This is a genomic window from Achromobacter ruhlandii (genome assembly GCF_002082135.1).
Lineage (GTDB): Bacteria > Pseudomonadota > Gammaproteobacteria > Burkholderiales > Burkholderiaceae_B > Achromobacter > Achromobacter ruhlandii.
Map to the genome: position 1 here is coordinate 5,608,334 of NZ_CP017433.1, position 13,378 is coordinate 5,621,711.

16 protein-coding genes and 3 tRNA genes are annotated in these 13,378 nt (G+C 65.8%); 12 read left to right on the forward strand and 7 right to left on the reverse strand.

The window, feature by feature from the left end:
- Positions 1-45 precede the first annotated feature (45 nt).
- Positions 46-525, reverse strand: a complete 480-nt coding sequence (locus tag AruCF_RS25475; RefSeq protein WP_049071700.1) for a carboxymuconolactone decarboxylase family protein — start codon at positions 523-525, stop codon at positions 46-48.
- A 247-nt stretch (positions 526-772) separates the two neighbouring features.
- Between AruCF_RS25475 and AruCF_RS25480 the strand changes: the two genes are divergently transcribed.
- The 5 genes from AruCF_RS25480 (at position 773) to AruCF_RS25500 (ending at position 2,499) form a co-directional block, all read left to right on the forward strand.
- Positions 773-848 (forward strand) — tRNA-Gly (locus AruCF_RS25480).
- A 425-nt stretch (positions 849-1,273) separates the two neighbouring features.
- A tRNA-Gly gene (locus AruCF_RS25485) sits at positions 1,274-1,349 on the forward strand.
- A gap of 54 nt (positions 1,350-1,403) precedes the next feature.
- Positions 1,404-1,477 (forward strand) — tRNA-Cys (locus AruCF_RS25490).
- A 93-nt stretch (positions 1,478-1,570) separates the two neighbouring features.
- Positions 1,571-1,906 carry a hypothetical protein gene (locus AruCF_RS25495; RefSeq protein WP_049077498.1) on the forward strand — a complete coding sequence of 112 codons (336 nt, stop codon included), beginning with the start codon at positions 1,571-1,573 and terminating at the stop codon, positions 1,904-1,906.
- 2 nt (positions 1,907-1,908) lie between these two features.
- On the forward strand, positions 1,909-2,499 hold the full coding sequence (locus AruCF_RS25500) for a DUF2946 family protein (protein WP_049071693.1): 591 nt from the start codon (positions 1,909-1,911) through the stop codon (positions 2,497-2,499).
- 57 nt (positions 2,500-2,556) lie between these two features.
- Here AruCF_RS25500 and AruCF_RS25505 read toward each other — a convergent pair whose 3' ends face one another.
- A complete protein-coding gene (locus AruCF_RS25505) occupies positions 2,557-3,009 on the reverse strand; it encodes a nuclear transport factor 2 family protein (protein ID WP_049071692.1) in 453 nt (150 codons plus the stop codon).
- Positions 3,010-3,106: 97 nt separating this feature from the next.
- Entirely contained in the window at positions 3,107-3,511 is a 405-nt protein-coding gene (locus tag AruCF_RS25510; RefSeq protein ID WP_049077497.1) for a DoxX family protein, read from the reverse strand.
- Between the two features lie 123 nt (positions 3,512-3,634).
- Between AruCF_RS25510 and AruCF_RS25515 the strand changes: the two genes are divergently transcribed.
- The 5 genes from AruCF_RS25515 to AruCF_RS25535 all read left to right on the forward strand — a co-directional run bounded on the left by AruCF_RS25515 (position 3,635) and on the right by AruCF_RS25535 (position 7,876).
- Positions 3,635-4,567 carry a LysR family transcriptional regulator gene (locus AruCF_RS25515; RefSeq protein ID WP_049071687.1) on the forward strand — a complete coding sequence of 311 codons (933 nt, stop codon included), beginning with the start codon at positions 3,635-3,637 and terminating at the stop codon, positions 4,565-4,567.
- Positions 4,568-4,577: 10 nt separating this feature from the next.
- A complete protein-coding gene (locus AruCF_RS25520; protein ID WP_006393199.1) occupies positions 4,578-5,159 on the forward strand; it encodes an NUDIX hydrolase in 582 nt (193 codons plus the stop codon).
- Positions 5,156-5,914 (forward strand): leucyl/phenylalanyl-tRNA--protein transferase, encoded by a 759-nt coding sequence (gene aat, locus AruCF_RS25525; protein ID WP_049071685.1) that lies wholly within the window; start codon positions 5,156-5,158, stop codon positions 5,912-5,914. Before AruCF_RS25520 ends, aat begins: the two co-directional genes overlap by 4 nt.
- A gap of 115 nt (positions 5,915-6,029) precedes the next feature.
- Positions 6,030-6,779, forward strand: coding sequence for an arginyltransferase (locus AruCF_RS25530; RefSeq protein ID WP_049071683.1), 750 nt, complete (start codon positions 6,030-6,032; stop codon positions 6,777-6,779).
- Between the two features lie 56 nt (positions 6,780-6,835).
- Positions 6,836-7,876 (forward strand): quinone-dependent dihydroorotate dehydrogenase, encoded by a 1,041-nt coding sequence (locus AruCF_RS25535; RefSeq protein ID WP_049071681.1) that lies wholly within the window; start codon positions 6,836-6,838, stop codon positions 7,874-7,876.
- A gap of 211 nt (positions 7,877-8,087) precedes the next feature.
- On the opposite strand, the gene phaP is transcribed toward AruCF_RS25535, so the two are convergent.
- Positions 8,088-8,669 (reverse strand): TIGR01841 family phasin, encoded by a 582-nt coding sequence (phaP, locus tag AruCF_RS25540; protein WP_049071680.1) that lies wholly within the window; start codon positions 8,667-8,669, stop codon positions 8,088-8,090.
- 383 nt (positions 8,670-9,052) lie between these two features.
- On the opposite strand from phaP, the gene AruCF_RS25545 reads away from it, so the two are divergent.
- Positions 9,053-10,030 carry a tripartite tricarboxylate transporter substrate binding protein BugD gene (locus tag AruCF_RS25545; protein WP_049071679.1) on the forward strand — a complete coding sequence of 326 codons (978 nt, stop codon included), beginning with the start codon at positions 9,053-9,055 and terminating at the stop codon, positions 10,028-10,030.
- Positions 10,031-10,162: 132 nt separating this feature from the next.
- Here AruCF_RS25545 and AruCF_RS25550 read toward each other — a convergent pair whose 3' ends face one another.
- The 3 genes from AruCF_RS25550 to AruCF_RS25560 all read right to left on the reverse strand — a co-directional run bounded on the left by AruCF_RS25550 (position 10,163) and on the right by AruCF_RS25560 (position 12,851).
- The gene (locus AruCF_RS25550; RefSeq protein ID WP_049071678.1) at positions 10,163-11,026 is read right to left on the reverse strand and encodes an IclR family transcriptional regulator; all 864 of its coding nucleotides are present in this window, start codon (positions 11,024-11,026) and stop codon (positions 10,163-10,165) included.
- Between the two features lie 159 nt (positions 11,027-11,185).
- Positions 11,186-11,998 carry a competence/damage-inducible protein A gene (locus AruCF_RS25555; protein WP_049071676.1) on the reverse strand — a complete coding sequence of 271 codons (813 nt, stop codon included), beginning with the start codon at positions 11,996-11,998 and terminating at the stop codon, positions 11,186-11,188.
- A gap of 49 nt (positions 11,999-12,047) precedes the next feature.
- A complete protein-coding gene (locus tag AruCF_RS25560; RefSeq protein ID WP_049071675.1) occupies positions 12,048-12,851 on the reverse strand; it encodes an EI24 domain-containing protein in 804 nt (267 codons plus the stop codon).
- 63 nt (positions 12,852-12,914) lie between these two features.
- On the opposite strand from AruCF_RS25560, the gene AruCF_RS25565 reads away from it, so the two are divergent.
- Positions 12,915-13,298, forward strand: a complete 384-nt coding sequence (locus tag AruCF_RS25565) for a thioredoxin family protein (protein ID WP_049071673.1) — start codon at positions 12,915-12,917, stop codon at positions 13,296-13,298.
- The last annotated feature ends 80 nt before the right edge of the window (positions 13,299-13,378 follow it).

Sequence of the window (13,378 nt, forward strand, 5' to 3'; positions counted from 1 at the left end):
GCGTATCCGCCCTCGGCGACCCGCCGCCGCTTGCCGCAACCCCGCCTACTTCAACCCGGCCTTGCCCAGACCGAACTCCTCGTCGGAGGAGCCAGGCTCGGTGCGGAAGGCGACATTCAGGCGGTTCCAGCCATTGATGCCCACCACCAGAAAGGTGAGATCCGAGATTTCCTCTTCGGACAGTTGGCCGCGAACCCGTTGATACACCGCATCGGACACGCCGTGCGGGTGCAGTACGGTCAGCGCCTCGGTCCATTCGAGCGCGGCGCGCTCGCGCGGGCTGAACAGCGTGGATTCACGCCAGATGGCGATATGATGCAGGCGCAACTCACGCTCACCGCCGATCTTGGCCTGCTTGACGTGCATGTCCAGGCAGAAGCCGCAGCCATTGATCTGCGAGGCGCGGATCGTCACGAGGTCATTGAACTCCCGGATGACGGCCTTCTTTTTCAATGCCGCGCTGAAATCGAGATAATGCTTGGACAGCTCGGCGGAAACCTGGAAGTAATTCAAGCGCTGGGTCATGTTGCGAACACCTATGTGGAATGGATTGCGGACGACATCGCCGCATGTCCACATGGTGCCGCCAGCAGCCGCGGCGGCAAAGCGCCAAGAACCGCCATTTGGACTGGGCCATGTGACGGGCCGCGCGGGCCATGCCTGCCCGTCACGCCCGTCCACGCGGCGCCAGGCCAGGCCTGACGCGGCGCCCGCTTGCCCCGGCGTCAAATTACGGTATACTCTCGCCTCTTCGCAGTACAGCAGTATCCGCGCGGGAGTAGCTCAGTTGGTAGAGCGCAACCTTGCCAAGGTTGAGGTCGCGAGTTCGAGACTCGTCTCCCGCTCCAGTTGATGCGCCGTTTTCATGAACGTCGCCTCATCGTTGGAATCACCAGCCGGATGTGCTTATCCAGACGGACCGCCAGGCATCATCGGCGCCGCTTGCCTCGACGACAAGTTCTTGTCGATTTCCCCTTCAGTGTTACGTTGCGGTCCCGAGCCTCGATGTCGTCATCGCCTCATGCCATGCGCCCTGCGCGCGGACCTGTCGCGCACCTTCGCGACGAACTCCGCCGCGCATCGTTGCGGCGACTTTTTTGCGGGCCGCACGGACAGACCCGCACAAGTCCTAAAAACTGTGTATAATCGCTGTCTTTGGTGGACACGGCCTCTTTCAAAAAGTGGCTTAGCCGACTGAAAGCGCCGGCAGGTTGAAAGCTTCGGATTAAAAACCCAAGACAATCAACACCCGTTTCACCAAACGCAGTGCCCCGCGGGAGTAGCTCAGTTGGTAGAGCGCAACCTTGCCAAGGTTGAGGTCGCGAGTTCGAGACTCGTCTCCCGCTCCAAATACAAAAAGGAAGCACCGGCCTATACCGAGCTTCCTTTTTTCTTGCAGTACTGGCGCAATGGCAGAGTGGTTATGCAGCGGATTGCAAATCCGTGTACGTCGGTTCGATTCCGGCTTGCGCCTCCAGTATTTCTTCCCCCTGCATCTCGTTACCCATCCCTACGCCCGGTCAATCGATTGATTGTTAAGGTGACGCCGTTTTCATTTGACGACGATCCCATGCACAACCATCACGCACCGCGCCGCGTCCGCCCCACCCTGCTCGCCCTGTCCGCCGCCACGTTGATGACGTTGGCGCCGCTGGCCGCAGAGGCCGACTCCGACCGCCATCATCATCGCCATGGCCACGGCCATGGCCGCGGCGAGTACAAGGAAAAGTACTGGGACGGCGCCTGCGAAGTCGAGCGCAAATGGAAGCGCAACGGCGACTATCGCGAAAAGCGCAAATGCCGCGATGACTACCGCTACGGCTATGCCCCGCAGCCCGTGCTGGTGCCGGCGATGCCCGCTCCCGCCATTGTCATCAACCCGCCGCCCATCATCATCCGCCCCTGACCATGGATCCCTCGGTGAAAGATGCCATCGCCCGCTGGCCCGACGTGCCGGCGGTGTTTGGCTGGCTGTCGCTGGATCCGCGCGGCCGCTGGCGCCTGCATCCGCAAGGACAGGCCGCGCGAGGCGGCGCCGGCGAATCCATCACCAATCCCCAGATCCTGGGCTTCATCAACCGCAACTACGAACATGACGACACGGGTCGCTGGTTTTTCCAGAACGGCCCGCAACGCGTTTTCCTGCGGCTGGACGCGGCGCCCTATGTGCTGCGGCTGGACGACGACGGCCGCTCGCTGCGCACCCACACCGACATGCCAGTGACCACCGTCACCAGCTGGTGGCTGGACGACGCCGGACAGTTGTACGCCATGACGGACCGGGGCCCGGGCATCGTGCTGGACCGCGATCTCGCGGCGCTGATGGAACGGCTTGTCACGGACGAAGGCGCCGCCCTGCTGGACGTCGTCGATCGCCTGGCGCCTGCGCAGTCGCTACGCATCGCGCTGCCGAACGTCTACGATGCGGCGCCGCTGCGCCCGATCGTTCGCGCCCAGGTGCCCGGCGCCTTGGGCTTCCAGGCCAACCCCACTGCCTGATTCCACTCCACCCCGGCGCGTCACGCCCCGGCGACAGGCCACGCAGGCCACCCCGGGTCAGAACATGCCGTTGCCGTTGGCGGACTGCTCGGGAATCGGTTGCACCGCGTCCCAATGCTCGACGATCTTGCCCCGCTCCAACCGGAAGATGTCGATGATGGCATTGCCGCGCGAGCCCGGCTCGCGCACGGCGTGCACATGCAGGATCACATAGTCGCCATCGGTGAAGACGCGCTTGATCTCGCTTTTCGACTGCGGATATTTGTCGCGCAGGAACGCGACGAATTTGCGGAACCCCTCGGGTCCGTCAGCGGCGTTGGGATTGTGCTGGATGTAGCGGTCGCCCAGGTATTGCAAGGCCGCATCCGCGTCTTTCTGGTTCAGGCCCTTTTCATAGAAGGCGAGCACGGCCGCCTTGTTGGCGGCCTCCTGCTCGGGCGAGGCCTGCACGGCCGGCGACAGGGCGGCGGCGAACAGCGCGGCACCGAGAATACGCGTGATGAACGACATGGAAGCTCCAGAAAAGCCGAGGCGGCCGGCCCATTCTAGGTGCCGGCCGCCTCGAGGACGACGTCCAATCCAGTAGACAGTTTGATGCGCGGGACGGTCAGCCGCCGCGACCGCTCTTGAGCAGCGCGTACTTGCCATCGCCCAGCAACGCCAGCACCGCGGCCGCCACCGCCAGGAAAATCGGGTATTCCCAGCCGCCGCCCGGATTGCTGAACCCCCAGCCATTGCCGAAGTGGACCGTGGATGCCACGAACAACTGCACGGCGGCGATCACGGCGATCCAGCGCGGCCATACGCCCAGGATCAGCAACACGCCGGCGCCGATCTCAAAGAAGGTCACCGGATACGCCAGCCAGCCGGCAAAGCCAATCTTGGCGAAGAACTGTGCGGTGCCGGGCAGCGTGAACACCAGTAGTTTGGTCAGGCCATGGGCCAGGAACATCACGCCAAGCGCGATGCGGAGCAGGAGCGCGGCATACGGCGCGGTACGGGTATCGATCATTGCATTCTCCGTGAGCGAATCGCCCAGGACGGGAAGATTCTTCATGGCCGCTATTCTTGCGATTCCAAAAACAAAGATAAACATGCAAAATCGCAACTTATTGTTCCCCTTTGGGAAATAATCATGGATACCCACACCGCCATGCAGACCTACGCCCGGGTCGTGGAATTGGGCTCGTTCGCCGCCGCCGCGGACAAGATGGGCCAGGCCCGCTCCGTGGTCACGCGGCAGATCGCCTTTCTGGAAGAAAAGTACGGCGTGCGGCTGCTCAACCGCACCACCCGCAAGCTCAGCATGACCGACGCCGGCCGCGCCTTCTACGAGCGGGTGCGGCCGATCCTGGCCGAAGTGGCCGACCTGGAACTGTCGCTGCAGGCCGAGGGCCAGGCGCCCAGCGGGCGCCTGCGCGTCAGCGCGCCGGTGTCGTTCGGCATCCTGCACCTGGGCCCGGCCATCGCCGAATACCTGCTGCGTTATCCGGACGTAACCATTGACCTGGACCTGAACGACCGCGTGGTCGACCTGGTGGAAGACGGCTATGACGTGGCGGTGCGTATCGGACCGCTGCAGGATTCCTCGCTGGTGGCCCGGCCGCTGGCGCCGCAGCAACTGCTCGTGTGCGCGGCGCCGGCCTATCTGGAACGCCACGGCGTGCCGCGCACGCCCGAAGACCTGAAGCAGCACCGCTGCCTGCACTACGCCTATGCCAGCACCGGCAATGAATGGCATTTCGAGAAGGACGGCATCATCCATCTGGTGCGGGTCAATGCCGCCCTGCGCGCCAACAACGGCGATGTGCTGCGCACCGCCGCGCTGGCCGGGCACGGCGTAATCCTGCAGCCGGAGTTCCTGGTGGGCGAGGACGTGCGCAGCGGCCGCCTGACGGCCCTGTTGCAGGACTATGCCCACACCCCGATTTCCATGTACGCCGCCTATCCGCACCGGCGCTTCCTGTCGCCCAAGGTGCGCTCGTTCGTCGAGCACCTGGAAGAGCGCTTCGGCAGCCCCGCCCCCATGGCGCCCGCCCGGCGCGCCAGCCGGCGCCGCAGCCGTTAGAATCGTAGCCATGACCGCCAAATCGCCCCTCGAATACTTCCCCGCGCCGCGCCGCGCGAACTTCTGCAGCCAGTGTGGCTCGCCCGTGAACCGCCGGGTGCCGGAGGGCGACAACCGCGAACGCGACATCTGCGACCACTGCGGCGCGATCCACTACCAGAACCCGCGCCTGGTGGTGGGCACGGTGCCGGTGCTGGACAATCGCGTGCTGCTGTGCCGGCGCGCGATCGAACCGCGCTACAACACCTGGACGCTGCCGGCCGGCTTCATGGAACTGGGCGAGAGCACCGCGCAAGGCGCGGGTCGTGAAACGCTGGAGGAATCCGGCGCGCGCATCCGCCTGGGCGAGATCTACACCATCATTGACGTGCCGCAGATCGAGCAGGTGCACGTCTTCTATCTGGCCGAGGTGCTGGGCCCCGAGCTGGATCCCGGCCCGGAAAGCCTGGAAGCCCGCTTCTACGACGAGGCCGACATTCCCTGGGACGACCTGGCGTTCCGCACCGTGGCGACCACGTTGCAACGCTATTTCGAGGACCGCAAGCGCGGCACGTTCGGCCCTCACCACTACACCCTAGAATCGCACCGTTGAAGCTGCCCTGGCTTGCCGCCGATACGCCATTCCCGCCGGCAGAGTTCGCCCTGACGGATCCGGACGGCCTGCTGGCGGCCGGCGCCGACCTGTCCACGCCGCGCCTGATCCAGGCCTATTCCAACGGCATCTTCCCCTGGTATTCCGAGGGCGAGCCGATCCTGTGGTGGAGCCCGGACCCGCGCATGGTGCTGGCCTGCCAGGACTTCGCGCCGTCGCACTCGCTGCGCAAGCTGCTGCGGCAGATCGCCAGCCACGAACATGAGGCCGCGCCGCGCATCGAGGTGCGGGTCGACACAGCCTTCACGGCGGTGATGGCGCAATGCGCCGCGCCGCGCGACGGCCAGCCGGGCACCTGGATCACCGCCGCGATGCGGCAGGCCTATCAAGCGTGGCACGAGGCCGGCTACGTCCACAGCATCGAGACCTGGATCGACGGCGAACTGGCCGGCGGCCTGTATGGCATCAACCTGGGCCGCATGTTCTTCGGCGAATCGATGTTCACGCGCGTGCCCAATGCCTCCAAGATCGCGCTGGCCTATCTGGTGCGCTACGTCAGCGCGCAGGGCGTGCAGTGGATCGATTGCCAGCAGCAGACCCGTCACCTCGCCAGCCTGGGCGCGCGGCCGGTGCCGCGCTCGCGCTTCCTGGAGCACATACGCGCCGCCACCGCGCAACCGCCGCTGACCTGGGGTCCGGGACGGCTGGACAGCGGAGGGCGGCTGCTGCCCCTGGCGCCGGGCGCCCCGGCCTAACGGCCTTCCCGCCGGAAGGCGCCGCGCGCCGCCCTCCCCCACATCACCAGCCGGGTTAGGCGTTAATATGTAGTGGTCCCCGTCACGGACTTGGCGCCGGACGCCGGGATTCCACATGAGCCAGCTCAAAGAATTACCTTTCTCCACGCTGCAGTTCTACGCGACCGCTCCCTACCCTTGCAGCTACCTGCCGGGACGCCAGGCGCGGTCGCAGGTTGCCGCGCCCGGCCACCTGATCAACGCGGGCACGTATTCGCAACTGGTCGAGCAGGGCTTTCGCCGCAGCGGCCTGTTCACTTACCGCCCGCATTGTGACAACTGCCACGCCTGTGTGCCGGTGCGGGTCGACACCGCCGGCTTCGCGCCCAACCGCAGCCAGCGCCGCGCCTGGCGCGACCATCGCGACCTGCAATCGTTCGTGGCCGAACTGGCCTGGTCGCCGGAGCACTACCGGCTCTATACCCGCTACCAGCAGGGCCGCCATCCGGGCGGCGGCATGGATGAGGACAGCCGCACCCAGTACGCGCAGTTCCTGCTGACCAGCCGCGTCAACACCCGCCTGGTGGAGTTCCGCGACCCCGGCGGCGTACTGATGATGGTCTCGATCATCGACGTGCTCGACGACGGCCTGTCGTCCGTCTACACCTTCTACGACCCGGACGTCGCGGGCAGCCTGGGCACCTACAGCATCCTCTGGCAGATCGAGCAATGCCGCACGCTCAACCTGCCCTGGCTCTACCTGGGCTACTGGATCGCCGACAGCCAGAAAATGTCGTACAAGGCCAGCTTCCATCCCGCCCAGTACCTGGTCGAAGGCGCCTGGGGCGACCGGCCCGCGCCCGCCGCGTCCGGCCCCAAGGCCTGATCCGCCGCCGCGCCTGGCCCGCAGGGCCGGCCAAAGACGCTTTACAATCCCGCTCCATGTCGATCCTCTTCCACGCCTATCCCCTGGCCCGCCCGGCGCTGTTCGCCATGGACGCGGAAACCGCCCACGAAGTCACCCTGTCGGGACTGCAGCGGGCCTACGAATGCGGCGCCACGCGCAAGCTGCTGCACGCGCAGCCCAAGGCGCCCTGCACCCTGATGGGCATGCAGTTGGCCAACCCCATCGGGCTGGCGGCGGGACTGGACAAGAACGGCGCCTATATCGATGCGCTCGGCAACCTGGGATTCGGTTTCGTCGAGGTCGGCACGGTGACGCCGCGGGCGCAGCCGGGCAATCCCAAGCCGCGCATGTTCCGGCTGCCGCGCGCCAACGCGCTGATCAACCGCCTGGGTTTCAACAACCAGGGGCTGGATGCATTCCTGGCCAACGTGCAGCGCAGCCAGTGGCGCAAGCAGGGCGGCATCCTGGGCCTGAACATCGGCAAGAACGCCGACACCCCGATCGAACGGGCCGCCGACGATTACCTGATCGGCCTGGCCGGCGTGTACCCGCATGCCGACTACGTCACGGTGAACATCTCGTCGCCCAACACCAAGAACCTGCGCGCGCTGCAAGGCGGCGACGAACTGTCGGCCCTGCTGGCGCAACTGGCGGACAAGCGCAGCGCGCTGGAAGACCAGCACCAGCGCCGCGTGCCGATGGCGGTGAAGATCGCCCCCGACCTGACCACGGAACAGATCGACGCCATCGCCGACGCGCTGCCGCGCCATGGCATCGACGGCGTCATCGCCACCAACACGACCCTGTCGCGCGATGCCGTCGCCGGCATGGCGCACGCCGAGGAAGCGGGCGGCCTTTCCGGCGCGCCGGTGCATGAGCTGTCGCTGGCGGTAATCCGCCGGCTCAAGGAGCGCCTGGGCGACAGCCTGGCGATCATCGGGGTGGGCGGCGTGCTGTCGGGCCGGCAGGCCAAGGAAAAGATGCAGGCTGGCGCCGACGCGGTGCAGCTCTATACCGGCCTGATCTACCGCGGCCCGGCCTTGGTAGGCGAGTGCGTGCGGGCCGTCGCCCGCTGAACGCCGAGGGCACCCCTCGCCCCCATCGGAAGCCCGCCGGGGCGCCCGCCCCGCGACGCGCCGCAACGTGGTGGAGACACGCCTCGCCGCCCCGACACGGGAAAAGGGTAAAAAAAGAGGCCACCCGAAGGGTGGCCCTAATTCCAGCTCTGCTCTGTCACTCAACAGTACTACATAACTGCAATTTGCGCAGCAAGGCCGCGCCAAATACTCAGGCGGCGCTGCGGCGGCTGCGGCTGGCAACCTTGGTGGCGGCGTCGGCGGCATCCGTCGCGGCCTTGAAGGTCGCGTTGGCGGCGGCGTTCAGGTTCGACTCGGCGACTTCGGCGGCCTGCTTGGCGGCCTTGGTCAGCGAATCGTAGGCGCTGTTGGCGGTGGCCAGCGAGGACTTGATCAGGGCGACGGCGCTTTCCGAACCCGTGGGGGCGTTCTTGGAGAACTGTTCGACGGCCTCGGTCAGCTGCTGCTGGCCTTCGGCGATCTGTTCTTCGGTCAGCTTGACCAGGTTGCCCTGCACGCCGGCGACGATGTCATACACGTGCTTGGTGTAGGCCAGGGCCTTTTCGGCGCCCGGCTGCAGCAGGCCGGAGGCAAACGCCGCGGCTTCCTGCGGGTCCTTCACTTCGGCGGCTTGTTGCGACTTCTGGGCGACTTCGTCCAGCGTGGCGCGCACGACCTTCAGGTTCAGTTCGACCAGCTTTTCGAAGCCGGCGAACACGGCCGACTGGGCGGCCACGAAAGTGTTGATGCTGGCTTTCTGACGGTCCAGGACTTGTTGCGGGATAGCGCTCATAGAATTGCTCCTTTTAGGGGTAGCCGGAGGCTGTCCGGCGAGTAAGGATGGTGTCTGCGACGAAATAAGGAACGTGCGCGGAAACTGGTACTACAAGCTACCGCCGGCCCGTTTGATGCACTGCACAATTGACATTCTACGGGCCTAAAAAACCTTGTCAAGCAATATTGGTGCAACGCAACAACTATTTGCACATTAACAGTGCAGGCGCCGGTGCGGGGTTGATCCAACGCAAGCATTTCCCATGATTCGGGAAATACCGGACATGACGGCGTATCAATTCTTTTCTACACTGCTTGCACGCTGATGACAGATAAACACAAACGATAAGTCAGCGGTCAAAAACACATCGCAGCAAGCAAAACCCTGCAATTGGAGACTTCATGACCCTCATCCCCCGCACGCTTTCGGCCCTGCTCGCGGCCAGCGCCATGCTCGCGGCCGGCGCCGCCCACGCGGAATTCCCGGAACGCCCCATCAACATGGTGGTGCCTTTCGCCGCAGGCGGTCCGACGGACAACGTCGCGCGTTCGCTGGCTGAAGCCATGCGGCACTCGCTGGGCCAGACCGTCGTGGTCGAAAACAAGGGTGGCGCGGGCGGCACGATCGGCACCACGCAAGTGGCCCGCTCGCAGCCGGACGGCTATTCCGTACTGCTGATGCACGCCGGCTTCTCGACGGCGCCCTCGCTGTACAAGAATCCGGGGTATGACCCCTACAAGAGTTTCGAGCCCATCGGCCTGGTCGTCGATGTGCCCATGACCATCATCGCGCGCTCGGACTTCCCGCCCAACAACATCCAGGAACTGGCCGACTACGTCAAAAAGAACAAGGACAAGGTCTCGCTGGCCAACGCCGGCATCGGCGCCGCCAGCCACCTGTGCGGCACCATGCTGGTCGAGGCCCTGGGCGTGCAACTGCTGACCATCCCCTACAAGGGCACGGCGCCGGCCATGAACGACCTGCTGGGCAAGCAGGTCGACCTGCTGTGCGACCAGACCACCAACACCACGCAGCAGATCGACAGCGGCAAGGTCAAGGCCTACGCCGTCACCAGCCTGCAGCGCGTGCCCACCCTGCCCAAGCTGCCGACCATGGACGAGTCCGGCTTCAAGGGCTTCGAAGTGGGTATCTGGCATGGCATGTGGGTGCCGAAGGGCACGCCCAAGCCGGTGGTCGACAAGCTGGTCAAGAGCCTGCAGGCCGGCCTGGCGGATCCGAAGTTCCAGGAACGCATGAAGCAGCTGGGCGCCACGGTGTTGACCGCCGACGCCAACCCGCAGGCCCTGGACGCCAAGGTCAAGCAACAGGTCCCGCAGTGGGCCGAGCTGTTCAAGAAGGCAGGCGTCGAACAGCAGTAATTCAGGGCGGGCCCCGCCGGGCGGGGCCTGCGCTGTGCATCGCGCCTGGCGGATAGTTTCGCCACGGCCATGAAAAAGCCCCTCGGTTGCTGAAACCGGGGGGCTTTTTCATGGCCGTGGCAACGCAGTCGATCAGGTGCGCATCGCTTCGGCCGCCATGCCCAGGCCGTTGAAGCCGCTGGACACCGAGGGCTCGTAGCCCAGCGCCTCGGAAATGCTGGCGGCCGTGTCCACCAGGGCCTTGATCCACTCGTCCTGCAGGCGTTCGGCGGGCGCCGAGATCGACAGACCGGCGACCAGCTTGCCGGTGTCATCGAAAATGCCCGCGGCGATGCAGCGCACGCCCAGTTCCAGTTCCTCGTTGTCGCGCGCATAGCCGTGGCGGCGCACCAGCGCCAGCTCGCGCTCGAGGCGGTCGAGATCGGTCAGGCTGTTGCGGGTGTGGCCGGCCAGGCCGGTGCGCAAGGCATAGGCGCGCACCTGGCGGGCGTCGCCCGTGGACAGGAACAGCTTGCCGGTGGAGGTCAGGTGCAGCGGCGCGCGGCCGCCAATGGCGCGCACCACCTGCATGCCGGAACGCTCGCTCCAGGCGCGGTCGATGTAGACGATTTCGTCGCCCTGCTGCACCGACAGGTTGATGGTCTGCCCGGTGAGCTTGTGCAGCGAGCGCATGGCGGCGATGGCCGCCTCGCGCACGTTGAGCCGTCCCTTGACCAGCGACCCCAGCTCCAGCAGCCGCATGCCCAGCTGGTACAGGCCATTGTCCACCCGCTCGACATAGCGACCCACCACCAGGTCGTTCAGGATGCGATGCGCGGTGGAGGCATGCAGACCGGTGGTCGCGGACAACTCCTTGAGCGTGACCGGATCGGGCTGCGCGGCCAGCGCGTCAAGCAGGCGCATGGCGCGCTCGATGACCTGGATGGCGATGGGATGAGCCGAGGCGCCGTCGGTTTCGGCATCCAGGGCATTGCGGGTGGAGGAAGGACGGGACATGGGACGGAAAGGGGCTAGCGCGGCGCCACCGAAAGAAACCTTACTTGCGGCAACGCAGCAAACAGTTCTTTCCCGTATTGTGAAATTTACCGGGGCATTTGGCAACCGTTTTTTGGTCCCGGAATCGGGGACGCTCCCCGATTCGTCCGCGATTTCGCGTCAGGCCCCGGGCGGCGCCAGCTTGCCGCCCAGGCGCAGCACCTCGGCCCGCAGGAAGGCCAATGCCTCGGCCGCCGCCTCGGGTTCGCCCTTCACCCCCAGGTCGATGTGGGGCGTGCCGCCGGCTTCGCCGACGCTGGGCAGGCTGAAGGCCCGCACGCCCGGCCACCGGGTTTCCACGGTCTGCATGGCCGGCGTAATGCGCGATTCCGGCATGCTGAATACGAGGAACGAGTGCTCCGCGTGGCGCCGCGTATGCTGCAATGCACGATAGCGCGTGTCGAGCGTCCATTCGAGCATCGGCCACGCCATCACCGGAAAGCCGGGCACAAAGGTGTGATCGCGGATGAAAAAGCCCGGAATGCGGTTGTACGGATTCGGCACGATCTCGCAGCCCTGCGGAAACACGCCCATCTGCAGGCGCTGCTGGTTTTCGGGGGCGCTCATGTCGGCCGTGCCCTGGCCCTTGGCCGCCATTTCGGCGGTACGCAACGCAATCGCCTCGGCTGCCTCGGGATGCAGGGCCAGCGGCAGATCCAGCGCGGCGGCGGCGGCCTGGCGGGTGTGGTCGTCGGGCGTGCCGCCGATGCCCCCGCAGGAAAACACCACGTCGCCCGTGGCAAAGCTGCGCCGGTAGGCGGCCACCAGGGTGTCGCGGTCGTCCGGCAGGAACTCCGCCCAGCCCAACTGCATGCCGCGCGCGCCGAGCAGTTCGACGACCTTGGAGAAATGCTTGTCCTGCCGGCGGCCCGACAGGATTTCGTCACCGACGATGATGAGGCCGATGCGGCGGGAGGCGGATTCTGCTGCCATGGTCCGGTTCCAGAAAGTGGCGGTTGAGGGATCGGGCGAAGGCGCCGCGTCAGGCGACGTCGATGGTGCGTTCCTGGCGCAGGCGCTGTACCGCGTCCAGTCCGTAGTGCGCATAGACCAGGGCGGAGAACACTGGCAGGATGATCCAGGCTGGCGGCAACAGGTTCAGCAGCGCACAGATCAGCCCGATGATCCAGAAGCCGCCGTTGTTGCGTTCCAGGATGAGTTTGCGCTCGGCCGGGCTGGCGTGCTCGACGATGGCGTCGACCCGCATCATGCGCGAGAAGGCGAAGGTCCACCAGAAGATCGGCAGCACCAGGGCCATCGGCGGCACCAGCCATAGCGGCAGGGTGAATAGCCAACCGAGCACGAACGCCCCCGACACCCAGACGGCGTTCCAGACGCTGACGGTGGTGGCCAGCTTGCCCTGCCGGCTGAGGCCGGCATATTCGCGCTGGCTCACGTGGCGCAGCACCAGCGGCATGACGAAAACCGCCGCGATCGCCAGGCCCAGCACGCCCGACAGCGGCAGCAGGATCGACACCGCGACCAGCGGCACCAGGTAGAGCTTGAGCGAGAACAGCCCCATCGCCAGCAGCCATTCGTCGGTGCGGTTGATGAAGTCCCAGTGCGAGGCCTGCGCGGCGAGCCAGTCGGTCAGGGGCGTCCAGAACAGCCAGAACAGGAGCAGCGCGCCGACCAGCGCGATCAGGAAGGGCAACAGCAGCGCGAACAGCATCGTCGGATGGCACTGCGACACCAGCGCGCGCTTGAAGGCCTGTGCCACGCCGCCCATGCTGCGGGCAAAGCGGCCGGTGCCGGGCATCTCGGTATCAGGGCGCAGGACAGGCATGGCGGGAGAAATGGAAGGTGATCATCCCGGGTATGATAGTCAAACACGCTTTCCCGCGCTCGTATGACATTACTGGTTCCCGGCTCCGATCTCACCGCCCTGCGCGCCCAACTGGCGGCCTCGCCCAAGGCCTGGCTGGTGGCGTGTTTCTGCGCCGCCTGGTGCGACACCTGCGAAGAATACAAACCCAAGCTGCGGGCGCTGTCCAGCACCTTGCCGCACCACGTCTTTGCCTGGATCGACATCGAAGACCACGCCGATCTGCTGGGCGAGGTCGACATCGAGAACTTCCCCACCCTGTTGATCCAGGTCGGCGGACGCGTGGTCTTCTACGGCCCCATGCTGCCGCATATCGGCCATCTCGAACGCCTGCTGGAAAGCCTGGACGAACACAGCGCAGCCGTCACCACGGCGCTGCCTGACCTGCCCAGGCTGCTCGCCGCCTGAGTCCATGCCGAATGAAAAAAGCGCCCTGGCTGGGCGCTTTTTCATGGGCGCGGGCCAAGAGGGCACGCGGGTCGTTCATG